This is a genomic window from Chryseobacterium formosense, from assembly GCF_900116415.1.
Lineage (GTDB): Bacteria > Bacteroidota > Bacteroidia > Flavobacteriales > Weeksellaceae > Chryseobacterium > Chryseobacterium formosense.
The window spans coordinates 1-26,448 of the sequence record NZ_FPAP01000003.1; the positions used below are offsets into that span (position 1 = coordinate 1).

Genomic DNA, 26,448 nt, shown 5'->3' on the forward strand with positions numbered 1-26,448 from the left:
TTTGCATCGGTATAACCATGGTCATATCCTAATTGGTAAATTTCTTCAAGAAGTGACGAATTCTGTGAAGAGCTGTTTCGTGAATTTCTGTTGTTCATAACTGAATTTTTTAAAATTAATATTGAGTGATTGTGAAAATTCGTGATTAGCATTCGGATTTCTATGTTTATTTTGCTAAAAGACATAAAGAATAACCTTGAGTCAATTCATGCTCATGGTTGAAAGTAGAATATAAAAAACCAGATAAAAACTTACTCTATTTAAATTTGAAAAAGCTTAATCGAATTTTAATTCATATAAAGAATATGGAAACTACCCTCCCGGTAAGTATATGGATGTTCTGAATTTTTTTTGAAAACCCGCTTTGTTCAGCAACGAACAAGCAGGCAGCAGAGATGCTGAAATGTTCAGTGATTTCATAATATATCTTGTCTGGTGTCTATCAAAGCTACAACTATAATTGATCGATATGTTATGACTTGAGTCATAATAACTGTTATTTCTTATACTTGGTAGCAAACATCATAGTGGACAAATCCAATATTTTGCAAAATCTTAGATCTACTGATTCTATATTTGTTTTGTGCTAGTAGGACAAACAGAGTCACTATATATCCTCCTTTTATTGATCTTTTAAAGTAACTGCATTATAAACGAGATTCTTCATCTGTTTTATTTCTGACCAACTTTAAAATACATCAGTCACATCCTCATTTGATATAGACTCGTCAGGAATTGTAAACCAAAAGGTGCTGCCTTGACCTTCGATACTTTCAACACCGATTTTTCCGCCATGACGTTTAATGATATCCGCACTAATATATAATCCTAATCCTAAACCTGAGACTTGCACTCCTTTTGGATCTACCCTATAATATCGATCAAAAAGGTATGGTAACTTGTCTTCAGGAATACCAGGACCCGTATCTCTAACTGAAACCTTGGCAGAATTGTTGAAATATTCAATATTCACGAATATTTTTCTGCTCAAAGGTGCATACTTAATAGCATTATTTATAAAATTAATCACGATTTGCTGTATCCGGTTTTCATCTGCAATAACATCCAGCTTTCTTTCACCTTCTATCACAAGCTCGTGATTTTCCAAATGTATGATATTGTTGCAACACTCTTCTACCATATGTGACAAATCAAACTTCTTTTTGTTCAATATAACTTTACCTTCATTGATCCTGGTGACATTAAGCAATTCCTCCACTAACTCAGAAATTTTTTCCATGCTTCTATTAGATTGGTCTATCAGCTTGGGAAGAAGCGTAGTAGGACTTGATTTCATTCTTTCCAAAAGTTGTAAAGAAACTTTCAAACTGGTAAGTGGCGTTTTAAGCTCATGGCTCGCAATTGAAATAAAGTCATCTTTTTGTTGCTGAATTTGTTTTAAAGCAGTAATATCCACAGCTGTCCCAAGCAATTTTTTCACATTTCCCTCAGCATCATAGTGGACATTGCCATGCAGACGAATCCACTTCACATTTCCATTGTCAGCTATAATTCGTGTTTCATAATAAAGCTTGCCTGTTTTTCGTGCTGTCCGATGTGCCTCTTCGCTTAGATGGGTATCTAATGGGTGATAAGCAGCAAGCAATTGTGCTCTCGAAACAGGTGAAGTTACTCCGAAGATCTCATCGAAACGATCGGAACCGATGACGGACTGATTTTCATAATTCAATTCATAAGTCCCAATATCTGCCGCTTCGATAGCAAGCCGGTTACGCTCCTCGATGTCTTCTATTCTTTTCCTAGCCAATACCTTGTCAGTTACATCGTTACCCACTACCATAATTGAAGTAACCTTGCCTCTTGAATCTATGACAGGCTCGTAAACAAAATCAATAAATACCGTTTCATCGATGCCTTTTCGGTTTAAAATCAGTTCGTGCTCCCTTCCATGGAAGGCAATTCCAGTTGTAATTACCTGCTGCATAATTGGTGAATATGCTTCTGTAGCTTCAGTCACCCCGTCCCAAATGACACGATTTTCCAACTGACTTCTGGACTTGCCTACCAATTCGAGATACCCGTCATTCACCTCAACAACAATGAGATCCTCAGCCCTAATTACACATATAGCAAAAGGTGCCTGTTTTATCAAATTTCTGAATCGTGCTTCACTTCTTAGCAACTCATCATTGGATTCTGCAAGTTCCTCATTAGTGGCTGCCAATTCTTCATTGAGAGCAGCAAATTCCTCATTGGAGGCAGCCAGTTCTTCATTTATATCCTGCAACTGCTGCTCACTCAGTTTAAGTTGCGTAATATCGACACAGGAGCTGATAAAGCCTGCAAAGCTACCGTCAGAAAAAAATCTTGGTGTTCCTTTTTTTAAAAGCCAATGGTAAGAGCCATCGGATCCTAGTAACCGTATCTCTGCACTATAGGAACTTTGAAGAGCAAATGCCTGCTGATGGATTTCTAAAAATCTTTTTTCGTCTAATTTGTGAATCAAATCATGCCACCCCAAGCTGATAAGCTGATCTGCGGTTCTTCCGGTTAGCTGTGACCATGCCTTATTAAAATAAATCAGACGACCTGTTTCATCACGTACACCTATGAGGACATCTGTATTATCAGCCATAGACCTAAAGCGCTCTTCACTTTCAATTAATGCCTTTACACGATCTTCAACAATACTTTCCAAATGTGCATTGGTTCGGGAAAGCTCTTCCCTGCTCGCATGGAGATCCTCATTAGTCGCTGCTAATTCTTCATTTGCTGCAGCAAGTTGTTCATTGAGTGACTGTTCACGGATCAGTAACTTTTTGTTCTGGCTAGCTTCTTCGAGTTTAAGCCTATTGAGATAACGCTCAGTTACATCAGTAGCCGTATGGAGTACAGCGATTACACGCCCGCTTGCATCCTTAATAGCACGGTATTCAAAATCGAAGTAATACGTATTCAATATTCCATCTACTAATAATTCTGCAGCTGTATCGTTTCCCGAAATAGTGATACCTTCGCGCCATACTTTAGCAAACATCTCAATAAAAGGCTGGCCATCCAGTTCAGGCATTGCTTCTCCAAGACCTTTTCCTACAACTTCCGATCCCCTCCCCCAAATATTTAACATTGCCTGATTTGCAAATTCAATTCTTGCATCTTCTCCGACATGTACGGCAGTGGCGATACTTGTAAAAGAAAGTACATTAATCAGCTGTTCGAAATTAAGTGTCTTCATTGTTCTTGTAAGTTTCGGTACACGAAAGTACGAAAATAGCAATGATGTTTTCTAACAGACTTTCTAAAAAGGATACCACAAGTTAAATTTGATGAATATGTACATAAAAACATCCATTTTTATATCAAATAGCAACTAGAATATTTTCTCTGCTGATAAACAATAGAAAGTAGTATAACCCGAACGACAATATAAAGACCTTTCATTTAATAAACGGGAGGTCTCAAGAATAATGTAAATATATACTTGAGTTGGTTCTTAAATACAAATTATTCCAAAAATAACAACAAAATTTTTGTACGCATAGTGAGATTTCAACATGGCTATAAATATTTTGATTTCATCGGTATTATATTGTAATTTCTACTTGAATAATGATCTTCATGATTTCGGATTGATGCTGATTGCAAATCCTCCGCTTCTTGCCATCTTAAACTTAACCTTAGACCTTCTTGTAACTACTTTTTGGTAAATTTTATAGCTTTGGGGATTATTTATATAATCTGCATCCGCACCATCTTCATAGATAACAGCATCATATTTTTTGTTATGATCCAAAAACGAAAAATCCAAGGTAAATTCTCGTTGGTTTTCATCTGTGATACCTCCTACAAACCAATTATCTGTCCCTTTCGCTTTTCGCGCTGTAATAATATAATCTCCAGGCTCTGCTGCTATAATCTTAGTATCATCCCAGTCCGCTGCTACATCTTTTATAAATTGAAAAGCATCCATATGTTTTCTGTAATTCTCCGGTAAATCAGCAGCCATCTGTAGCGGCATGTACATCACAACATACAATGCAAGCTGCTTGGTTAAAGTTGTTTTTACATACCGTTTATCTCCAGGAAAATAATAATCAAGCCTTGTTTGAAATATCCCTGGGGTGTAATCCATGGAGCCACCAATCCATCGGGTAAAAGGAAGAATGGTCTGCTGATCAGGATTGTTACCTTTGAAAGCTTCATGTTCAGTACCTCTAGCTGCTTCTGCAGTAATCCAGTTGGGATACGTCCTGCTTTCACCACCCGGCCTTATGGATTCATGAGAATTAACCATAATTTTATACTTATGGGCTTTTTCCGCAATTTTATAATAATGGTTGACGGTCCACTGCGAATAATGATGTTCCCCTCTCGGTATAATATCGCCAACATATCCTGTCTTAACGGTATCATACCCATAATTATTCATCAGTTGAAAAGCTTTATCCGACCATCTTTCATAATTAATTGCTGAGGCAGAAGTTTCGTGATGCATGATAAGCTTTAATCCTTTGGAATGTGCATAGTCACTTAGCATTTTGATATCGAAATCTGGATATGGTGTAATAAAATCAAAAACAAATTCTTTATCATGTCCCATCCAGTCTTCCCAACCAATATTCCATCCTTCTATCAACAATCCGTCAAATCCATTTTCTGAAGCGAAATCAATATAGTCTTTTACTTTTTTAGTGTTTGCGCCGTGATTTCCATTTGGGGTTAGTTTTGAAAAATCTGTACTTGTTAAATTGACACTTGTGTTTGTCGAATAGGCCCATTTTGATTTTCCTATAATCATTTCCCACCATACTCCCATATATTTGCTCGGATGAATATAGGACGTATCTTTATACTTGGTTGGCTCATTAAGATTAAATAACAGTTTCGAATCTAAAATCTCCTCAGCCCTATCTGACACAATTATTGTTCGCCAAGGAGTGACCGAGGGAGTCTGTACATAGGCCTTTACACCCATTTTATTAGGTGTTAAATGTGTTTTAAACTTAAACCCGTCAGCATCTACTTCAAGATTTGATGCAGGATAATTTAATACAGCGGCTTCTGCTATATTGACATACAATGGATTTTTTTCTTCTTTTTTAAGTAGCAAAGGAGATTGTACAGCATTCTTTACCAATGTTTGTGATGAATGCTTGTCATAAGCCTTCTCCCACTGTATGGGAATCTCGGAGATCAATGTCGTCTGAGGTTGATACTCCTGCGAATCGTAATCAGCTACGATCCACCAAGCTTTCATATCTGCAGGAAAATCAAATTCTGTATCTTCTTCTTTAATTCTAAAATGTTCCATTTTTTTTTGGTATGGAAATTCGTATCTGAATCCCAAACCGTCATCAAACAGCCGGAACCTGATGATAAGATTTCGATCAGATGAAGTTTGATTAAGAGTAACACTCAACTCATTATAGTAATTTGCATAGGTCTTTTTTTCACCAAGTACTGGTTGCCAAAACTCCTTTTTTGAGTCCCTTTGTTCAGATGATTTTGTAAATCCCCGGTCAAGATCAGAACTGTTGCCTAATATTCTTTCGTTTTCTGAGGCAAAATGTACATAGGTGTCATCAAAAAGACGAAGCCCAAGTTTTGAGTCTTCCACTACAACATTCCCTTTATACTTAAGATTGTAAAAAGGTATCCCTTCTTTAATGGAAAATAGCAATTCCAAATTTCCATTTGGAGAATGTAACTTTTGTGCTTTTAAAGATAGCGTAAGTAGAAATAAAATAACGCCGAAGGTGATTTTTTTCATAATAAGGTGGATTGGTGGAATAATAAGCTTTTGATATGAATACAAGTACGATACCAGGCATAGGCCTCTAAGCAAAACATTGCAACAACCTATCTAAAAAGAAACCTGAGAGCAAATAAGGAAAAGTGCCTTGAACAAAACTGTTTCTTAAGAAGAATTGCAAAGCAGTACATCATAAAAAACGGACAGCTCTCTGCAATTCACTTAAAAAAGTTCACTTCCACATCAGTATATAATTAAAAAATACGTTTATGAGATTACCGTAATTCAATTATCCTATATTCTAAAGTTTCCCCCTCAAAATAAAAAGTATTTCTTAATTCAACCCACAGAAAATATTCACAAATAACAATATCGACGACAATGTCTTCATCGAATACAAATTGAATTTCATAATTGAAAATATTGAATCCAAAATACCTGTAGGACCATACAAAATCATCTGATTTTTTCAACGGTTTCGATAATGAAGCCTCAATATAATGTTTCGTTTTATAAAGGTACTGATCAATTAACACACTGAGCTTTGCAATCGTTTTATTCATGGTTGGGAGTTTACTGTGCACAAGTAGATAAAGATACTTAGAATTTAATTAAATCAATACAAAGAATATTGTGGGAGACCTAAGATTATATCTCATTGTCATCAACTTGAGCAGACGCTTGTAATTTTTAATCGGATAGTGATGAAGGATTTAGGTTAGATTAATGCATTTTGTGATTGCACACTAAAAGAATTTGATATGCACCAGTAGCAGTTACTTCATCAGATAATGCAATAATAATTCTGTTTTTTACATATTGAGAAAGAATTATACTGGAAGATAATCTTTTCTTACCAGCGTAAACATATCCAATTGTCGGCAGTTCAGCTCTTAATCTCTGCATGTTGTCAAACGAGGAATTCACAATGCTTAAAATATTTGAGCAGCTTCCTTCTTTTTTTATAACAGTAATGACAAGAAGATTTTCTTTTTTGTCACTGTTATTTGAGTACACCCGCTGATTAAGATCCTCGATTTCCTTAACTCTGGTAAAACCAAATTTCTGAATCATGACATTATCTAGTTTTTCCATATTATGATTTGCAATTTCCTCAAGATGTACACCCTGAAGATTTTGAGATTGGCATAAAGCGAAAAACAATAAAAGATATAACATAAGAAACTTATCCATGCAATTCTGTTAAAATTATTCCCAACACAAAACTATCAATTGAAAAACTTACAATTTATAATCTTAATCATAATTTATAATATTTAAATTTTATTAAATAAATTTGTTATCAAAGAACCAAAATCATGAATCATGGAAAAATCAGATCTTCATGGAATATTCTACAATGAAGAATATTTACTCACCGTTACTAAAGGATATGTCCAACTTAACACAAACATTGAAACGGATCACAAGCCATTTTTTCCAAAAATTTTATGGCGTGAAAAATATGAATATGAGGAAAAAGATCATCTTATACAAATTTCAGAAAATCTTGCAGTTTTACCTACATCAGATTTTAATTTCGAAGTTATCTTGATTCTAGATCTTGATCAACACTTACCAATGAGAAGATTTAAGTAAAAAAGCTTAGCAATTTAAAATACATCTACGCTTCTAAATGACATATAGCAATAATCTTGGAAAGAATTAAATAAGATAGAAGATTTATAAAAATACAAATTCACTTTGGCGCTCGAGAAGAAGTTATACATGTTTAGGGCCACTACCTATATACAAAGAAAGAAACAGCGTTCTTAAGATACTAACTTTTTAATTTAGTACATTCAAATACTTTGAATGTTTAATTCAATTTCAATCTAATTTTAGGCTGTTGGTGCAAGTAAATATTGGCTAATTTTACACTGTCAGATGACGGTGTAATAAATTTTTCAGCTTCATCCCTATATTCTTTTCCAAAATGAGCATTTTCATTTTTGAGATAGAGTTTTATATCAGAAAATTTCTGATCGGTTATGTACAAACGAAGTGTATTGCTGATGCTTGTTACATAATGAAAATCCATACAATTATCTAATTCTACCACAACATGCGGCCAGTTTTTAATGATTTGTGATTGCAGCAAAATTCCGTAATAAGGCTTTGTGTAATCAAATATACTCGAAAGGCCTTTATTATTTAAGATGTATTCTTCAAAATCAATGATACTTAGTTTGGGTCCGGCACTAAAAATTCCATATAAGAAAGCTAAAATCCAGGAATTATCAATTTTAAAGTACTTTATACTTTCTTCAGTGCTTAAATCTGCATGGGGAAGTAAGTAATAAACGGGAAAATTTCGGAATTGAATCAACTCTGTAACAAAGTTTAACAATAAATCTGAAACCTGAGGAGCCTGCGTTGTCAGAATAGGCAGATGGCTATATCGGTTTTGTTCTTGTATCAAATTATGCAATTGCAATTCATTCTTCCATTTTTTCAATTCCTGAAGCATTTTATTATCATTCATGATCATTAATCTGCCTAACTGCCATGCAGCGGCATAAGTCATATCATACATCTTCGTATCGTCATTGAAGAGGTTTAAGTAATCCGGATGGTCAGGAATATCTACCCATTCTTTGTCTTTTAGTAAATCTCCCAAATTAAATGAGTAATGCCAATTCGTAAAAGGTCCCTGATACCATGAAACTATTTTGCCTCCCGCCTTTAATTGATGTTCAAGTGGGACTTTAGCGGCATCAACTAACTTGATGATCGCTTTATTCTGGACGTTAATTTCAGTTTTAAAAGGCTGAAGTTTTAGCTCACTTAAATAGCCTTTTAGGTTTTTACCATTGTATTTTAAGTATTCAAGAATGTAGTTATTTACCTCTTTAAAGCTCATTACTTCTGTACGTTCAAAATCATCAATAGATTTTGGTTCTGGTACTTTGGACCACCTTAATCGACGTCCTTCTAAATAAGTTTCATTGATAGAGATTAAGTTATCAAGTTCAGCATTTGCTTTTCTTTTTAATTCTTCTAAAGTTAAAACTTCTGAGTCAATCAAATCTTTTTGAAAGGTCTTAAATTCCGGATGGTTTTTTAGTTTATTGGTATTAATCTGATACAAGTGAGAATCAATACTTTCAAAAGACCATTCCGATAAGATTACACAAGATCTTGTTTTTTGATATTCATTTTTTTTGACGGAATTATTTAATTGATACTTGTTTCTTTCTTTAATGATTACCTCAGCAGAATAGTAGCATACAAAAGCCTTGTACTTTGTAGTAGGTTCAACCATACGGTGAGCAATTAAAATACTAGTTTCTTTTGGAAGGTTCAAATCTTTCAATTCTGCATGTTCCTGAACTCTAACATGCGCCAATTGCGATACGAAATCTATAGAAGGAAAAAGTTCTTCATTACCTTTTAATACCTTAAGAATTTTTACTACTTTCGGCTCTGCAGGATCTTCTAATGAATTCATTAAGTCATTTGTACTGGTTTCCAGTATTTCAAAATCTCCGGAAGCCAACTCATCTTCTTTGAGTAAAACCAAGAAAATATAGGGTATTTTTTTTCCATTTGATTCACAGTTAAACTCCCAAGGCAAAGTACTTCTTTTAAATTGTATATGCGGAAAAGTACCGGCAAAATCACCTGTATGTTCCATGGGAGGATACACTGCCAATACTTCATTTTGAGGAATGTTATAATGGTATCCGGCAACATAAAAGATAATCTTCTGCTCCTGAATATTACTGAGATTGTTGTTCAGATGGGCCTTAATTTCATATTTTCCTGATACAACTGGGGGTATATGTGACGCAGCGATTCCTATTTCTTCATTTTCCATTTTAAACTATTTGATATTTTCCTAAAGATTTTTTTTTGTATTTGTAGATATCAATGGAGTTTTCTAAATCGTGATAGTCTATTTCACCTTCATCTAAAATTTCGAATATCTTCATAATGCCGTTATTCGGTTTAGCCTGACCTTCTTTGTGTGCTATCTTGTTACTCATAAAGCTATCATGATAATTTTTAAGACAGATGTCATACATAGACACTGATGTCGAATTAATCTCACATTCTATTGTAGAAAACTCCAAACGAAGTCCTTTACTTACATCTTTTAATAATTTGGAGTTAGAGAATATCTCATCATTGCTCGAAATTTCATTGGTGTTATTCCATATCGATGTAGGAACAGATTTTAGAATGGGAGAACCTTTAAAAGAAGAAAAATGATTTCCAGTGCCTTTCACTGATAAAATAAGTTTATTATCTAATTGGATAGATTCTGTACATACAGGATAAATATTGTGAGTGTTTTTATTTTCGGTAATTAACTTTTCTCCATTTATTTCAGTTATTGGGATCTCTGAATATATTTCTAAAGCAAACGTTTTTGGATTAACCACTACAGATTCAACTCCATATGTGTCTTTTACTCTTTTTATTATTCCTGATGAAATGTTGTAGGTAAGTATTTTAGATTGATCCGCTAAAAAATCAGATACGAATTCTTCTTTACTTAACGATTTATTGATACGCTTATCATGATTACCAAATTTTACTTCTAATTCGTAACCAACCACCTTAAAAGTTGCTATTCCCCTAAAATCAGGTCCTTCCAATTGTAATTTAGCAGTTAAGTTAAAAGATTGATTGATGCTAAAAAGCCATACATCTAATATAACTTTTGCATAAATCTGAACATTAACCTCTGCCTGGTAATAAAATGGCTTCCATGATATAATGAAATCTGCATTGAAGAGAATTCCAATTTCAGCATACAATTTTCTTCCATCCAGTACAAGTTTTAATCCACCCGCCATACCTGCCATTATACAGCTCGGCGTTAGAGCAAAATAAGCTTTACCGTAGAACTGGACTGAACCTAAATTAAAACTATACTCTAATCGGGGTGTATTATTCGGATAATGGGCAGGTGCTTTAAAATTAGGATGATAACCGCCTAAAGTAAATACGAAATCACCCGTCATCTCTCCTTTCAGCCACATTCCCAATGCAAACCCGCCTGTTAATTTTAACTGAGGCAGCAATACATAGGTATTATCCGTCAATTGTCCACGAGCCAAGAAGGTTCCTTCCTCCAAATCTGCACGCATTGAGAATGCAAATTCAAAATTATAAACCCCTTCCAGCTTCATCGTTGATAAGCCTAAAAGATTTAAAGATGTTTTATTTCCAAAAGCAAGAGCCAATATCCCAGTAGTAAAAATCATCTTATAGGAATCAAACTTAATTCCTGCTATTATCACATAACTATTTTCACTGGCAGGTAAATAACGATTTAAATCTTGAAAGATTTTCTTAATGTTATCTCCTGGTTTTAATCCCCCCTGATGAACGATTTTGATGAGAGGGAAATCCGGAACTTCGGTGATATTTGGCATTACAAAATCTCTGTTTAATCCAAATCCTAAAGCAAATCCATGGATATAAAAAGAAGGATCTATGGGTAATGGAATACCTAGATAGCCAAATGCAAATAGTGAAGAATAGCGTGGTGTTTTTAGGTAAGATCCAATGGCTACGACCTCAATTTTAGCAAACCTGAACGTTAATAAACCGTTGTATTCCTCTATTCCGTTATTTGTTTCTCTCAAAAATGAACCTGCTATTGAAAGCGTGGGTGTATCATAAATAATCGCTAAACCATTTAAGTAAAACTGAATTTCTTTCCATAATTTTTCAAGACTAAAGTTTTGAAAAACACTAAAAGGTACCTGAATTCCAAGACCTACAAGCTGTAATCCGAAAGGTCCAATATTAAAATCTGCTGATATAGCAATATTTATTTGATGGTTTTCAATCGATGGTTTTACCTCGTTAATTTTTACCAGTGATTGTTTTTTAGCTTCTTCTTTTTGAATGATGCCTGAAGTACTTTTGTTATTTTTTTTTGTTGAATCCGAATGAACAGATAATCCAGGAAATTTTATACCATTTAAATCAAAGCCAGGAAAGGTAATCTTTTGCTCTTCCTTTCCATTTTCCAAAATCATACCTGCGTTGAAGCCTTTCGAAATAGAAAGCTTTTCTTTGTTTAACCAAATTGTACTGTCAATAAAATTTTTCTTAGCACCATTAATTAATTTCATCCGTTCATTAGTGAAAATCTTTTCTTTTTGAGAAAGATATACCAATTCTATTGTAGAAATAGAATAATCTTTGAGATACTCTCCTACCAATGGCATTTTTGCAAAACTAATTCCTTCGGCAATTGCTACCGAAAACAGTTTGAATTCTTCAGAAAAAAAACCTTTTAACTTTAGTTTTGAGTATTTGGCGTGAAGCTGTAAAGCTGACAGATTTTCTTTCTCATTTGAGATTTTATAAATACCAAAGCCTACTTCACTAGGTACAAAAGGGATAATAATTTCTTTTATATGACCTTCATCTTCCAGAAGTTTAGAGATATTCTGTGAAACATCAGGCAGATTACCAATAAGCGATGTTGCGGAAATATCATCATCTAATTTGATCATATTACCTATAATTTTAAGGTCAACTTTTTTTATAGTTACGTCGAGCTCTATTTGTATCTGGATATTTCGCATTAGTGATATATTAATACTCCTTAAAATTTTAAGGAGATGAAGAAAACTTCAAATTAATTATTGAAAATGACAATCAATGAATTTCTTAACAAAGGATAAAAATTGACAATGTTTTTTTGATCATTACGGTAGTATTTGAATCATTATTGAACCTTGATTATATAAACCATTTTTATACTTGGAGGGAGAATGTCAATCGGGGTCGGTTTAGCATGACCTATTCTTGTATATGAATCGCGTATCATCCCTTTAAAATCCTCATAATACGAAGAACCTGTGTTTCCCGAAACTGATGAAGTTAAATACGTAATACTTTCATCAGAACCTCCTCTGCCTGCTTTCCACTTATATAAGTTGTAATAGACTTGTAATTGATCTTCATGAATATTTACATTTTTAATGGTGATATTATCTGTACCAAATGCGGTAAAGTCATTTTTTTCGCTACCCATTACATACTTTTTGATTAAATTAGGTGTACTGGTCCCAATAATAGTATGCGCTTCGGTATATTTTTCTGAAATAGCCTGCCCGTTGCATAACAACCATCCATCTGGAATTTTTTTTCCGGCAAAACTTATAACAGCGCCAATGGGTAAAGAAACCAATTCATTATTAATATATAAACTGTTATTAATATCTGTTCTACCAGCGGTAATCTTAAGTAATTCTTTAGAACCCTTCAAAATTCTAAATTCTTCATTTAAAAGCTCTATTTGATTTTTAAGTTTTATAATATCTGATGATAATGTACTCATTGTAGCGCTCTCCGAAGTTAGCTTATCAATTTTCCCTTGATTAGCTTCAAATTCATTTACGTTTAGGATTTCTGACATAATTTTAAAACTTATAGTGAATAAAAAATCTTACCTGTTTTTATGTAGAATTTAGCTTTACCATTTCTATATCCTGAAATATTCTTGTACTCCAGATAAAAAGGATAAGTTCCCGATGGATTTGCAGAGGTTGGTTGTTTCGCTTTTAATTCTGATATTTCTAAAAAAAGAGATTCGCCTTTTTTTAATACATATTCTTTCTGAAAATATAAAAAATCATTTTCCGATGATTTTGGTCTGGTTGGAATATCAGTAGCGGAAATATATTGTTTAAGTTTAAGATTATTGGTTTGCTGTACATCACTTTGGAGAATCATAAGAAAATTACCTGTAATTCTGAAACCGCTCTTATCTGATAATATCAAATCTTCATCAGAAGTATTATTTACCAGTAGATTTATGGTCTGCGTATTATTTCCGACTCCGTTATTTAAGGTATCATTTCCCAAAATAAATACCTCAAACGGACACACATTACCGCCTCTTAAATCAATTACTTCAAATACTTTATCAATGATAAGAGGTTTAGACTTGGTAAACGTTGTAGAAAATTCATCTTTAGTGAGTGTAAGATTGTAAATTTCCAGCTGAACTAAAACCCTTTCCTGTTCTAAGCGATTAACGATAGATACCCCTTCTACAATTGTCTTTAAATTTGAATTATTATTTTGTAGATTCTTAAGATTAAGCGGAATCGATAGATCATCGGACTCTTCTATGTTTTTATAATATTCGAAAAAACCTTTTTTTACCTTAAGCGTTGCCACACAATTCTCATGTTTATCAAGCGCCATATCCTTATGAAAAAACTCAAAAAATAAAGGCTGCTGCTCATTTTCGATTACTACTTTATCATATTCAGTACTGTTGGTAATTTTAAAGGTTATCGTATCAAGCAGCGTAGATTTTGATAAAAGTGTCAGATGTTTTTCAATAGATTTATTGATTATATTTTCTGCTTCATCTTTAGTCACATCACTATAAACAGATAAATCTGCAATTCTGAGTTTATCACCTTCTTTATTATTCCCGATCATAATATTTTGATGATCTATAGGATTATTGACCGATATAAGGACTTTATTGTTTAATAAAAAATTTTTATCCGTCATAAAAATTTCCAGATTGTCAAACTCATCAAAGTATATAGAACAATTAAACCATGTATTTTCCTTGATTTTAAAATCTGCATCATTTACTTTAAAACTATTCTTAAAAGCTATAGCATTTCTGTTGTTCGATTTTATGACACTTAGTATTTCATTCCCAATCGCAATAATACTGATGCTGTCATTATTATTTTTTTTATCGTAATTAAAAAAGAAATTAATTAAATTTCCCGCTCTACTAATGGTTTTCTTAAATGTTAATTCTAAGGTACTTTTATCCTTGAAGTTTAGAAAAGATCCTTTATGCTGATCAAAATCAACTTCTATAATATTATTTTCTACACTCATTTGAACCTGAGTTTTGTAGTTGTTAATGATATCTTTATTTAATAAATTATCTAAAGGAAAGTAATATAATAGTTTTGCCATAATGTTTTAAAATTTGGTAGATTTTATAGATAGCCAACCTTCTTTTAAGACCAGATTAGGAATAGTGCCGGAATTGATATTAAAATCGGCGATCTTAAGAATTGCTTTAGATTTATTGTCAACCATCTTTAATAAAAGCTTCTCATCTTCATCTAAATAATCTTTCACTTTAAGCTTTTCTAATTCGCCAATATCCACAAAATAAATTTGCTCATCCGGATAAAAAGAATCTTTATTTATTATTTTTCTTCCGATAAGGTTTTGCTTAAAATTATTTTTGATTATTTCAGAAGAATTCTCTGAACTGAAAACATATATTTTTTTAAACATCTCTTTGAGATAGATGATCTTATTCGAGGTTTTCAATGATAGCAAGTGAATTAATTCTCTCTCGAATTCATTTATATCAGATTCGTTTTTTGATTGTAGTGCTTCTATTTTGTTAAAATTAATAAAATAAGCTTTGCCATTCAGAATATTTGTTTCAGGGGCTACAGCATAATTATTTCTAATAAGAAATTCTTTAAGCTCTAAATATTTTTTTGTTTTAAAATGATTAAAATCAAATGCGACTTTTTTAAATCTAATATTATCGTTTTTAAATATGAGATGGGTAAACGGATCATTTATCAATACTAGCTGTGATTGGTATCTGTAAACTTCTTTATCAAATTCTTCTTTGTTGATAAAATAAATCTTCTGATCAGGAAAAAATGCATTCAGCTCGCTTACCAAAAGACCATCCTTTTTCAGACTAGACAATAAAAACTGCAGATCGCTTTCCGTCTCAAAATTTTCAGCAAAATCTACTGCTAAATTTTGAGTTAGCCGTTTTTTGACAGGCAGGTTCGTAGGAGATAAAGGTTGTTTATTATTTTTCTTTTCTAACTCAACCCATGACCATTCATAACGGTTGTCTTTAGGTAACGACAGTTGAAGGTTTTCTTTAGGGGTTAAAACAGGACTTGTTAATAAGGTAAGTTCAATTCTTTTTAAAGAGTTTTTGATATTATTATAAACTAATTTTATAGATTTTTCAGGTAAAATTCCTGTTTTAATCTTCAGATTACCTTTAGGGTGCATTAATACATACCTCTGGCATGAATTTAAAGTATCATTCAACGCCAAATAATTTTCTCTATCCTGAACTTTGTAGTTTATAGCAGTGCTTATCACAGGACTGCTTTCAATATCGTTCCATTTTTCTTTCCCATCAATGGGGTTTTCTTTCAGAAAGTCTTTCAGGGAATAAGACTGGTTGTTTATTTTCTTAATGACATCATTATTGAAATAAATTTTACTTTCTAAAGATTTTACACCTAATTTTTCGTCATCCTTCAGATTGTAATGCCAATATCCCAGTACCCCATCATTGTATTGATTTAGATCGCCAATAGACATTGGGATCTTAACCCTGTCGTATTTTCTTTGATTATCGTAAGTATTGATACTAATATTGTCAGAATAATTGATATCGTAAAGTGACTCACCTTTAGTAAATAAATTGATACTAACCAAAGTAATGGCTATTGGTACAGAAGATATTGTTTCCAGTAAAGAGGGATTGTCATAATCTTCTGGTGATGTATGCTCCAATGCTTTTTGTAATTCATTTATAAACTGGTCTTTTTTATTTGTTTTACAAATCTTTTCAATGACCCAATGTATAATCCTCTTAAGGTGAGGATTTTTTGCTACAGACTTATACTCTGTATTCTCTTGCGCAATATGTAAATCAAAAGGGGAAGACTCCCACTGACCTTCTGTATCTACAGCTCCCAGGTGTTTTCCAAATGCATCAAAAAACTCTATCCTTTGATTAAGATAAACAGGAACCATCCACCCAAGAACAGGAGATTTTTTTTTATCAGTTATTGTGCTGATAAATCGTGTACTTATAGCTGCAGCCTGCAGATATCGTGGTGGTAATGTTACCCAGTTATCTTTATTTTCAATCTTTTGTACATGAGTTGTGATAATTTTTTGGGGCTCTATTATTTTGTTTCTTCCAAAAGAATCTACAATTCTAAGTCTGCTAATTTTAAAGGCTCCGTTTCTGAACGGATTAAAAATAGATAATCTGTTAGGCGTTAAAAGATTTAGGTCGTTCAAATATCCTTTACATAAACCCTCTATTTTTTTTGCCAATTCTTTATGATCTTCAAAACCATTGGGAATTAATGGTAAAACAGACAAACCATTACTTCTTTGCAGCATAAGATTATTGAAATCTGAAAGTGTTAATTCAAACAATGCTGTACCATCAAGTGTTTTCAAAAAATCTTGTATTTGCTTTACTAATTGGGGATTTTCTGCTTTATCGATATGATTGAGATTTTTTTCTAATCTTTCTTTTACATATTCCTGTACAGTATTGCTTACAAAAGAACTACCGTAATAGGTATTCGGATTTGGCATGTAGGCGATATCATTTAATGCATATTGTTTGATTAAATCTGCATTAAGCTCATCCAAAGTATAAGAGTCATTTAAGAAACTGTCATTAAAAACGTTGTCTGCAGACAAATAATGCCCCTCTTTTTTAGGTAAGAATAAACTTTCCCATTCTACTTTATACGTATGCCAATGATTAACATTAGTTTCATTAAAACCAGAGATTTTATCTGACACTTTTTTATAGCTATCTCTTTGCTTACAATCAAATAGCTCAATAAGATTTGCATCTTCTGGCGTTGCAGGATTGGTAAACAGATTAAATATATTATTATTTTTTGGGGATGAAATAATTATGGTGGGAGGTAATGCATTGTAATAATCTGTTCTGCTTTTTTTAGATAAGACGATCTTTGTTTTATATCTTAGATTTAGCAGAATATTAAGTTCATTCCGGGAAATATCATCTCCCGATTGCTGTGCTTTAACCAAAAATTTAATAATTGCATAATCACGATATTGACTATAATAATTAGATATTTTTTCGGAAAAGGATCGTTGTAGATCAGCTACTTTAGCCTCTGCATTCTTAAGTTTCGTTTTTATTATATTAATCTGAGAAATCAGTAGTGCTAAATCATTCTTAAATTTATTGATGTTCTTATTTTTGTTTATGAACAACGCATTTAAATAAGTAGACCAATGGAGATATAGGCTTTCAATTTTGGTTTGTAATCGGAAAGTATCTAATTCAGAATTGTTCAAAACCTTATTTAAAGATTCCAGTTCATTGTCTAAAGAGTTATTAAAGGAAATATTGTTGAGCTCCGTTAAATTTATTCCTCCCCAAACAGGAACTAGGATTTCATCTGATGAAGCAGATTCATTAAGAACGTCTAATTTTTCCCGCATGTTTTCGTATTGAGCGGAAATACTTTTGCTAAACTCAAAATTTAGTAGATTAATATCAAAGTCATATTCCTGAATCGCATCTTCATTGTCAATACTAACAATATTCAGTACAAATTTCGTCGTACCGGATGTTTTATTAAACTGTTGCTCGTGCTGTTTACTCCTTAATCTGGAAATCCAGTCTAAGTTTAAACCTTTCAATTCATCAAAATTGATCATTAATGCAATTTGCTCTTCTTGCTTTTGCAAGTCCTGTTTCGATATGGAAGGATTGTTCGTGTTAATAATCAATGCAGAAAGTGTCTCCGGTAAAGTATTTGCAATTGTTATATCAAACGGCTTATGATCTTCATTTTTTATATTTGGATTTAGCTGAAATTTACCCGCTACGATATATTCATTAGCAGAGGCTTCTACCCAGGCTATGATTGTATAAGCATCGTTTTTAGTTCCTTCTTCATCATAAAAGCCAAATACACTTCTACAGTTAGGATAATGTATATCAAATGAAAAGCTTCCCCATCCGAAAGCACTGAGATCCTTTAAATAATTCTCTTTAGAATGATCTTTATTAATCCATTCTTCCAGCTTGTATTTTCTTCCTATATATTTAAATTGAAAATTACTTCCCATTTCTTCTACATAAGTACAAGTATCGGACTTATTTAAAATGGGATCATTAATATTCCATACATAATCACTTTCAACAATCCATTCTTTACCATCTTTTTCTCTTTTTATATACCAACGATTTGGAGCTTTGGGCAGCGTACCGCTATCATCAAATTTTTTAAAGTAGGATGGCAAAAGAAAGTGAATATGTACTCCCTTATCCAAATAAATGGCATTATCATATGAAAAAGGTCTTGGGATAATAGAATTAGTTTCTAAAGGTACATTAGGATTTTCGAATACATCTGTGTGTGTATTCATCCAGGGAACATTTTCAAAACGAATATCCTGACCAATTACCTGTTCAGGCGACTCAAGATACAAAGCGTTTATTTGGAGAGGAAGTATAGTTGGCATATTTTATTTGCTGGGTTCGTCTAACTGCTTAAAGATATCTTCGGTTGATCCCAAAGTCATCATTTTCTTAACTATCTCACGGTTTGTATTCCAAATAGAAAAGCTTATCGAGTTAATAGACATTGTATTAAATTCTGAGAAAAATTTTGTGCTATCAATTGTAATTGAGAATGCGTATTCCCATTTTGCATAATTGTCAGTATCTGCGATTACTTCGCCTGCACCATTACACTCTTTTTCGTTCCCCTCTACTTTTACGCTGAAAGTTTTTTTATACAAAAAAGCATTGTTTAAGCGAAAATTGATATTATCAATATGAAAATTATCAGCGTTAGCATTTTCTTTCAACTGCTCATCTATTTTAGCTGATGCTTCCTTAGAATCTTTAGAATCAACACCAAATATTTTATCAAAATCTTTTTTTAGATCAGAGAATGTCATATAATCTTCTGATGATGGAAGCTTAGTCGGAATAAGCAGATATTCTTTAACAGCAATATCCTTGCTGTTTACAATGAGCTTATTACTTTGAATAACTAAAGCAAGATCTCTATTTAAAAATTTTAGAGACACTCCTAATTGAAATTCGGCCATATATATTTTTTTAAAAAATTTCCTACTCATATGGCTTTTCGGTAAACGCCCCGTTTGAGATGGTTTCTGGTCTCCATAATAACTTTTTTTTACAATTTTAAACAGTAGTATAAAACTATATTATATAGAATTACTTGTTCATCGTTACAATTCATTTACTCTCCGTATTCAAATTTATAAGAAGAAAATATTATTTTTCTCAGTATAAATACTTGTTTTTTCCTTAACCGCTTAGAATCTTTTGAACTTTATAAAGACAATAGCTTTTGCCGATTACACATAAAATGAACTAGATTAAAATCATCCTTGATTTTATATAGTCAGGAATAGTAAATTGATTATATGTAGGATTACTGCAGGATTTTAATTTAACAATTAACCAGCAGCAATAATTGCTGCTGGTTAATAAGTTAATTATAAAATTGATTTTGACTTAAATATTATTTTTTTATAAACTTAAATGTTTTAACATCATCTTTAGTAAATACCTGAATCAAGTAAACCCCTTCAACTAATGAATGAACATTAATGCTTCTTTCATTTTTAGATAATGTTTTCTCGGTAACTTTTCTACCGTCAGCTGCATAAATCGCTAATTTTATGATTTTCTCCTCACCACTTATGTTAAGGATATCTATTACAGGATTAGGATAAATTTGCATATCTGAGTTTGGTTTTATAGCGTTACCTACACTTAAACTCGCATTGTAAGCAAGTACTGCCAATGAAGCTGTAGACTCACAAACTCCCACTGTCTGGGTTGCATAATACGTTGTGTTATTTACAATCACCGTACTGATTGGTAAGCTTCCCGTGTGGTTTGCCGCATCCGTAGCAGAAGCATACCATTTGATATTCTGCCCGGTAACTACTAAAGCACTTAAAGTATTTCCTAAATTAAAGCTTTGTACTGCTGCTCCAGTAGGAGCTGCTACTGCACTTGATTGAGTTACTGTGGCACTTACCGTTCCTGTACATCCGTTTGCATCAGTAATCGTTACGGTGTAAGTTCCTGCAGATAAACCTGTACGGTCTTCTGTCGTGATTCCTCCTCCCCAGTTGAAAGTATATGGTGCTGTTCCTCCTGTCGGTGTTAAATTAATAGCTCCTGTTGATCCTCCGTTACATGCAATATTCGTAACCACTGTTGTTCCTGAAACTGCTGATGCAGGTTGAGTGATTGTTACTGTTCTTGTGATGGTACATGCATTAGCATCTGTTACCGTCACCGTGTAAGTTCCCGCTGCTAAACCTGAAGCTGTTGCTGCAGTTCCGCCAGAAGGTGACCATGAGTAAGTGTAAGGGGCAGTTCCTCCCGTTACAACAATTCCTGCTGTTCCGTTTGATCCTCCGTTACAAGAAATATTCGTCTGAGAAACCGTTGCACTCATTGCAGTCGGTTGGGTTACCGTTGCATTCACTGTTCCGGTACATCCGTTTGCATCAGTAATCGTTACGGTGTAAGTTCCTGCAGATAAACCTGTACGGTCTTCTGTCGTGATTCCTCCTCCCCAGTTGAAAGTATATGGTGCTGTTCCTCCTGTCGGTGTTAAATTAATAGCTCCTGTTGATCCTCCGTTACATGCAATATTCGTAACCACTGTTGTTCCTGAAACTGCTGATGCAGGTTGAGTGATTGTTACTGTTCTTGTGATTGTACATAGATTAGCATCTGTTACTGTCACGATGTAAGTTCCTGCTGACAATCCTGTGGCTGTTGCTGCAGTTCCGCCAGAAGGTGACCATGAGTAAGTGTAAGGGGCAGTTCCTCCCGTTACAACAATTCCTGCTGTTCCGTTTGATCCTCCGTTACAAGAAATATTCGTCTGAGAAACCGTTGCACTCATTGCAGTCGGTTGGGTTACCGTTGCATTCACTGTTCCGGTACATCCGTTTGCATCAGTAATCGTTACGGTGTAAGTTCCTGCAGATAAACCTGTACGGTCTTCTGTCGTGATTCCTCCTCCCCAGTTGAAAGTATATGGTGCTGTTCCTCCTGTCGGTGTTAAATTAATAGCTCCTGTTGATCCTCCGTTACATGCAATATTGGTTACTACCGTGGTTCCTGAAACCGCTGATGCAGGTTGAGTTACCGTTGCATTTACTGTTCCGGTACATCCGTTTGCATCAGTAATCGTTACGGTGTAAGTTCCTGCAGATAAACCTGTACGGTCTTCTGTCGTGATTCCTCCGCCCCAGTTGAAAGTATAAGGTGCGGTTCCGCCTGTCGGTGTTAAATTAATAGCTCCTGTTGATCCTCCGTTACATGCAATATTGGTAACCACTGTTGTTCCTGAAACTGCTGCCGCAGGTTGAGTAATTGTTGCAGTTGCAGTAGTAAAACATCCAAGGTTATCAGTAACTGTTACAGTGTAAGTTCCAACTGCTAAACCAGTGGCTGTTGCTGCAGTTCCGCCCGAAGGTGACCATGAATATGTATAAGGAGCAACCCCTCCAGATGCAATAACTGTAGCAGTTCCGTTTGCGCCTCCGTAACATGAAACGTTCGTCTTACTAGTACTTGCAGAGATAGATACAACAGTTAATGTTGCACCATTTGAGGTTGCCGATCCTGAAGAATTAGTTGCGACACAACGGTATTGATATCCGTTCATGGCCGCTGTTGCTCCTGTTATTGTTAACGTACTTGTGGTAACTCCAGAAAACGGTGCCACATTAGTTAAAGCAACAAAACCACTCCCACTATTCTGCTGCCATTGATAAGAAGTAGCTCCTGTTGCAGTAATAGAAAACGTAGTATTCCGTCCAGAACAAATTGTTCTGTTTGGTGGATTTCCTGTAATCACCGGATTATTACCTATAAATTGACATCCTGAATATGGATATCCTGTAGAACCTGCAGTAGCTAAAAGTGACCAATTGGCCATATTCATTACTGCTGTACGCACTGAAGCAGCTGTATTAGTGGGTGTTCCTGTACAATTGAATTTTCCTGTTTCTGCAGTAACCGCTCCTATAGGTCCTGTATAAAATGCATTTGTTCCTCCAGTAAGTCCAGGTGGCATTAACGATGCATTGGGGTTCGGAAAAGTAGATCCCACGTTCCATCCGGCTGTTGTAGATGTTCCACTATAAAAATAATTGATTCCCGCAATACAAGTAACTGATGCTCCTGTAATTTTTCCGCTACCTCCTTGAAATGCAATAATCTGATCTCCTACAGTGGCTAATGAAAGACCAGTTGTAGTTGAGCCATCAGTAAGGACAACAGTACCATTTGGAGTTAATATATTAGTCGCAGGGTTATAAGTAGCTGCTGAAAGACCTACTATCTGAATTTCTGTTCCACTAGGAATTGCACTACCGCTTGTCCAGGTTACAGCAGATTCTGTTGCTCCAGCAGCCTGCCATCCTGAACCATTATATCCTTGATCAGTAAAACTAATGGTTGTTCCTGCTGAAATATTTACAAGCAGTACAAAAGAAAACTTATCCGAACCCGGAGTAAGGGAAGAATCATAGCTTGTAAAGGCAATATCTCCTGGTACAAGGGTCGTTTGCGCGTCGGCAGTAAAGCCCAACAAAGAAGCTCCTGCAATAAGGACAGTTTTTGTCAGCGTTATCATTTTTGAATAAAAATTTTTCATATTTAATTCATTTTAGGTTAAAGATTGACAAACCGGCTGCCTTTTTTCATACCAAAAGCAAATAGTTTGTGACCACTCATAAATCCTTCATCAGTATAGATGATATCTAATCGAAGCTGAGTTTCATTATTACATTTCACAATGAGCCCATTATCTTTGTCCAACGACAGAATAGTTCCGGGAATCTCAGACTGATGTGAATTTTCACTAATCACTGTAGCTTCCACCACTCTTATATTCCAGCCATTCCATTGTGTATACGCTCCTTTATTCCATGGATTACAAGCTCTTGATAATGCCTCTATGGTTTTAGCATCATACTTTTGCCAGGAAATACAAACATCTTCTGCTGAAGGTTTTGCGTAATAATTAGCATAGTCTTCGTCTTGTTTTATGCCTCTAGAATCATTATTTAATAAGACTAAAAGTTCACTTAATAAATTCGCTCCTAACCATGACAAGTTGGTACAGAGTATACCATGTGTCATATTGATTGTAAGTGGTAAAATCCTTTTTAAAATAATTGCCCCCTTATCAATTTTTTTTTCTATGACGTGAACCGTAATCCCTGTTTCTTTTGCACCACTTCTAATCGATTCAAAAACAGGATCTGCACCCCTCATTTCAGGCAATAAACCGTAGTGGAAATTGTAGAATTTGCTATGGTGTTTATTTAAAACTTCTGCTGGTATCTTCCAAGGAAATGTCATGGTGAAAATAAATTGAGCATTTCTTTTAATTATCAATTCTTCTAATTGCGTAGAAAGATTTTCTTTTTTTATTATTAATAATGGTATTCCTGATTGTTTTGAAAGCATTATACAATAATCGATGACATCTGTATTTCCTTCCGGCACTCCTAAAGCACATAGTTGACCCTCGGAAGCTAAAGTCTGTATAGCCGGAATCGCCATACGATTGTTGCATAAAACTGCTATTTTGGATGTTATTATCATGATTCAAGACATGCATAAGCATTAAGCCAAGAATTAGCATCAACACTTTGAATGTATTTAATATTATTATTTAAACTTTCACGCTCCGATTCTGTAATCGGTGCAACCTCAATATCTTTTAAGAGGCACTTTCCTGTTGTTTCATCTTCTGAAACCGTTGCATAATAAACTGGTGCTTGAGTAAATCTGTTTTCAGGATTCATATAAACTTTTCCTCGTGGCGAATTGATTGTAATACCATCAAAATTTTCGTTTTCAAATGCAATAAAAAGAGCAGCTTCCCATCCTAATAAAGAGAAGAGATTCGCTTTACCATCTTTAATATTGTTCATTATATTTACAAAAGTTTCATTTTCAGGTAATTTTAAAGTTTTAGACCAAGCCACTGCAGAACTCCAGTCACTTCCCGGATAAGACATTTTCGAAAGCCAGGCTTCGTCAGAGGTAAAACACGTACCGTATACCGAATGATTGCTCACAAGATCGTTCGCTGCTCTGAAAAAATCATCTGCCATATCGCCACAAAACGTTGCTAAAACTGCAGTTTCTTTTTGATACTTAAGATATTCTGTGAGTGGGGCTAAAGTAAAATCTTCACGTCGTAAAGAGGTCACATGATTGAAACCTATTGCACCTCCTTTCTCTTCAACCGCAGTGGGATAGATATAAGAGGGACGATAGCCTGCATCATAAAACGAACACGTAAAGGCAAAGTTCTTATACCCTTCTTCAATTGCTTTATGAGTGATAACTCTCGTACACAAACCACCCTGCAGAGATATAAAATACGCATTGGAAAGACTTCCCTGAAAAGCAGGAAAATGATATCCGCTGTCTAAAACAATTAAAGTTTTGCCTGAAGATTCGAAAAGCGAGTGAACAAACTCTGCTGAAATAGGATTGATATATCCAATAATAATATCTGCACCCTCTAAAAGAAATTGCTCGCAACGGTCATAAATTTCTTCATGTTTTGCTGCAACGCCTATTCCCGCCGATACAATTTCGTGATGATTTTCTAAACCGATATTTTTTAAAGATTGCTTAAAGCCATCCACCATATCAAAAGACATTGAGGGATAAATAACAGATCGTGGTAAAAGTAAAGCTATTTTCATATTTTTAGATAAAGCCTCTAATCGAACAAACTATTAGAGGCTTTTTGTATTATTAATTATGATCTTGAAGGGAAAATTCCGTATAAACAAATAATGTAATTCATTCCTAAAAATGGCTGCTGAATACTAATTGGCTGACTTCCTCCTGTAACGCTTAAACTGAATGCCGTTGTAATTGGTCTCAATGTACTATCTGCAGCTTGGTTTGAATACAATCCAGCTAAAGAAGCAAGTGTAGCATTTGTTGGAGAGCCTGTATTTCCACCATCTGAAAATGCTTTAATTGAGACTGTTTCTGTACCTGAAGCATGATTGTGAATTGGCAGGTTGGAAGTAAGTAATGTCACCGTTGGTGTACCATCCATTTCTCCAAGTACCCAGTTATCAATTCCTGCTCCGCTTCCTGTCCCCATAGCAATTCTGCCTGCAAAATTGGGTAATGCAAATGTGGTAACTCCGTTTCCACCGTACATTGTTCCTAAAAGTGCAAAAAGTGCTTGATTTGTATTGATTGCCAATAATTGCCCCTGACAAAAAGCCCAAGATTTTGGAGCAAAATTTCCTGCAAACATTCTTATTTCTGACATTGTTCCATCCATGATGATTAGTTTTTTAGAATTAAAGATTTTCTTGATTATGGTCTGCTTGGATAAATCCCCTCACAGCATATTATGTAATTGGCTGCTAAAACAGGTTGTAAAATTTCAAAAGGAATACCGTTACCTACAGCTGATAAAGCACCTGAAGCTGTAGCGGGTGCAATATTGGTATCTCCCGCTTGAGTAGAATAAGCGCCCTGCAAACCTCCTAAAATAGCCCCGGAAGGTGAGCCCGTATTTCCACTATCAGAAAATGCAGGAAATGCAATCGTGGCCATTGCGTTGTGAGTATGCATTGGCATTTGTGCAGTAGTCATTGTCACCGTTTCGGTACCTCCTTCCTGTCCTAAGGTAATATTTTGTAAACCAGCTCCCTGTCCCGTTCCTACAGGAACACGTCCACGTAAATCTGGTACACCAAATGTAGTTTGCCCATCACCTCCATAAGTAGTCCCTAAGATTGAAAAAAGTGTAGAGTAATTTGCTATGCTATACTCTGTTCCATCACAGAAAAACCATCCTCTTGGAGCAAAATTTCCTGCAAATAATCGAATTTCTCCTATGTAACCTTCCATAGTATTTTAGTTTTAATTATTA

The 26,448-nt window shown here is 34.3% G+C and carries 15 protein-coding genes; 1 reads left to right on the plus strand and 14 read right to left on the minus strand.

What is annotated here, in order from left to right:
• Positions 1 to 688: 688 nt before the first annotated feature.
• The 3 genes from BM371_RS11740 to BM371_RS11755 all read right to left on the minus strand — a co-directional run bounded on the left by BM371_RS11740 (position 689) and on the right by BM371_RS11755 (position 6,808).
• On the minus strand, positions 689 to 3,196 hold the full coding sequence (locus BM371_RS11740; protein WP_051882468.1) for a PAS domain S-box protein: 2,508 nt from the start codon (positions 3,194 to 3,196) through the stop codon (positions 689 to 691).
• A gap of 381 nt (positions 3,197 to 3,577) precedes the next feature.
• Positions 3,578 to 5,731: a glycoside hydrolase family 97 protein gene (locus tag BM371_RS11745; protein WP_034676796.1), complete on the minus strand. Its 2,154-nt coding sequence runs from the start codon at positions 5,729 to 5,731 to the stop codon at positions 3,578 to 3,580.
• 705 nt (positions 5,732 to 6,436) lie between these two features.
• A complete protein-coding gene (locus BM371_RS11755) occupies positions 6,437 to 6,808 on the minus strand; it encodes a hypothetical protein (protein WP_131430839.1) in 372 nt (123 codons plus the stop codon).
• A 231-nt stretch (positions 6,809 to 7,039) separates the two neighbouring features.
• On the opposite strand from BM371_RS11755, the gene BM371_RS11760 reads away from it, so the two are divergent.
• Positions 7,040 to 7,312, plus strand: a complete 273-nt coding sequence (locus BM371_RS11760) for a hypothetical protein (protein ID WP_034672331.1) — start codon at positions 7,040 to 7,042, stop codon at positions 7,310 to 7,312.
• 220 nt (positions 7,313 to 7,532) lie between these two features.
• Here the strand turns inward: BM371_RS11760 and BM371_RS11765 are convergent, their stop codons facing one another.
• From BM371_RS11765 to BM371_RS11815, 11 genes are all read right to left on the minus strand, one after another.
• A complete protein-coding gene (locus BM371_RS11765) occupies positions 7,533 to 9,533 on the minus strand; it encodes a hypothetical protein (protein ID WP_034672330.1) in 2,001 nt (666 codons plus the stop codon).
• 1 nt (position 9,534) lies between these two features.
• Positions 9,535 to 12,195 (minus strand): DUF6603 domain-containing protein, encoded by a 2,661-nt coding sequence (locus tag BM371_RS11770; protein ID WP_131430837.1) that lies wholly within the window; start codon positions 12,193 to 12,195, stop codon positions 9,535 to 9,537.
• Between the two features lie 215 nt (positions 12,196 to 12,410).
• Positions 12,411 to 13,103 (minus strand): phage tail protein, encoded by a 693-nt coding sequence (locus BM371_RS11775; RefSeq protein WP_034672327.1) that lies wholly within the window; start codon positions 13,101 to 13,103, stop codon positions 12,411 to 12,413.
• Between the two features lie 11 nt (positions 13,104 to 13,114).
• Positions 13,115 to 14,641 carry a hypothetical protein gene (locus BM371_RS11780; RefSeq protein ID WP_034672326.1) on the minus strand — a complete coding sequence of 509 codons (1,527 nt, stop codon included), beginning with the start codon at positions 14,639 to 14,641 and terminating at the stop codon, positions 13,115 to 13,117.
• A gap of 6 nt (positions 14,642 to 14,647) precedes the next feature.
• On the minus strand, positions 14,648 to 18,976 hold the full coding sequence (locus BM371_RS11785; protein ID WP_034672325.1) for a hypothetical protein: 4,329 nt from the start codon (positions 18,974 to 18,976) through the stop codon (positions 14,648 to 14,650).
• A gap of 3 nt (positions 18,977 to 18,979) precedes the next feature.
• A complete protein-coding gene (locus tag BM371_RS11790) occupies positions 18,980 to 19,570 on the minus strand; it encodes a hypothetical protein (protein WP_034672323.1) in 591 nt (196 codons plus the stop codon).
• 440 nt (positions 19,571 to 20,010) lie between these two features.
• Positions 20,011 to 23,157, minus strand: coding sequence for a T9SS type A sorting domain-containing protein (locus BM371_RS11795; RefSeq protein ID WP_228423580.1), 3,147 nt, complete (start codon positions 23,155 to 23,157; stop codon positions 20,011 to 20,013).
• A 38-nt stretch (positions 23,158 to 23,195) separates the two neighbouring features.
• Complete coding sequence (locus BM371_RS11800) at positions 23,196 to 24,134, minus strand: formyltransferase family protein (protein ID WP_083415636.1); 939 nt, start codon at positions 24,132 to 24,134, stop codon at positions 23,196 to 23,198.
• On the minus strand, positions 24,131 to 25,252 hold the full coding sequence (locus BM371_RS11805) for a type 1 periplasmic-binding domain-containing protein (protein WP_143106489.1): 1,122 nt from the start codon (positions 25,250 to 25,252) through the stop codon (positions 24,131 to 24,133). The genes BM371_RS11800 and BM371_RS11805 overlap by 4 nt, the downstream gene beginning before the upstream one ends.
• 56 nt (positions 25,253 to 25,308) lie before the next feature.
• Positions 25,309 to 25,851, minus strand: coding sequence for a phage tail protein (locus tag BM371_RS11810; RefSeq protein WP_074958724.1), 543 nt, complete (start codon positions 25,849 to 25,851; stop codon positions 25,309 to 25,311).
• A 35-nt stretch (positions 25,852 to 25,886) separates the two neighbouring features.
• Positions 25,887 to 26,426 (minus strand): phage tail protein, encoded by a 540-nt coding sequence (locus tag BM371_RS11815; RefSeq protein WP_074958727.1) that lies wholly within the window; start codon positions 26,424 to 26,426, stop codon positions 25,887 to 25,889.
• Positions 26,427 to 26,448 lie beyond the last annotated feature (22 nt).

What these genes read in the sequence shown, in the direction of transcription:
- BM371_RS11780 (WP_034672326.1), bottom strand. Translation starts at nt 14,641, where the DNA reads ATGGCAAAACTATTATATTACTTTCCTTTAGATAATTTATTAAATAAA.
- BM371_RS11795 (WP_228423580.1), bottom strand. Translation starts at nt 23,157, where the DNA reads ATGATAACGCTGACAAAAACTGTCCTTATTGCAGGAGCTTCTTTGTTG.
- BM371_RS11755 (WP_131430839.1), bottom strand. Translation starts at nt 6,808, where the DNA reads ATGGAAAAACTAGATAATGTCATGATTCAGAAATTTGGTTTTACCAGA.
- BM371_RS11785 (WP_034672325.1), bottom strand. Translation starts at nt 18,976, where the DNA reads ATGCCAACTATACTTCCTCTCCAAATAAACGCTTTGTATCTTGAGTCG.
- BM371_RS11815 (WP_074958727.1), bottom strand. Translation starts at nt 26,426, where the DNA reads ATGGAAGGTTACATAGGAGAAATTCGATTATTTGCAGGAAATTTTGCT.
- BM371_RS11770 (WP_131430837.1), bottom strand. Translation starts at nt 12,195, where the DNA reads ATGATCAAATTAGATGATGATATTTCCGCAACATCGCTTATTGGTAAT.
- BM371_RS11740 (WP_051882468.1), bottom strand. Translation starts at nt 3,196, where the DNA reads ATGAAGACACTTAATTTCGAACAGCTGATTAATGTACTTTCTTTTACA.
- BM371_RS11790 (WP_034672323.1), bottom strand. Translation starts at nt 19,570, where the DNA reads ATGGCCGAATTTCAATTAGGAGTGTCTCTAAAATTTTTAAATAGAGAT.
- BM371_RS11800 (WP_083415636.1), bottom strand. Translation starts at nt 24,134, where the DNA reads ATGATAATAACATCCAAAATAGCAGTTTTATGCAACAATCGTATGGCG.
- BM371_RS11760 (WP_034672331.1), top strand. Translation starts at nt 7,040, where the DNA reads ATGGAAAAATCAGATCTTCATGGAATATTCTACAATGAAGAATATTTA.
- BM371_RS11765 (WP_034672330.1), bottom strand. Translation starts at nt 9,533, where the DNA reads ATGGAAAATGAAGAAATAGGAATCGCTGCGTCACATATACCCCCAGTT.
- BM371_RS11775 (WP_034672327.1), bottom strand. Translation starts at nt 13,103, where the DNA reads ATGTCAGAAATCCTAAACGTAAATGAATTTGAAGCTAATCAAGGGAAA.
- BM371_RS11810 (WP_074958724.1), bottom strand. Translation starts at nt 25,851, where the DNA reads ATGGATGGAACAATGTCAGAAATAAGAATGTTTGCAGGAAATTTTGCT.
- BM371_RS11805 (WP_143106489.1), bottom strand. Translation starts at nt 25,252, where the DNA reads ATGAAAATAGCTTTACTTTTACCACGATCTGTTATTTATCCCTCAATG.
- BM371_RS11745 (WP_034676796.1), bottom strand. Translation starts at nt 5,731, where the DNA reads ATGAAAAAAATCACCTTCGGCGTTATTTTATTTCTACTTACGCTATCT.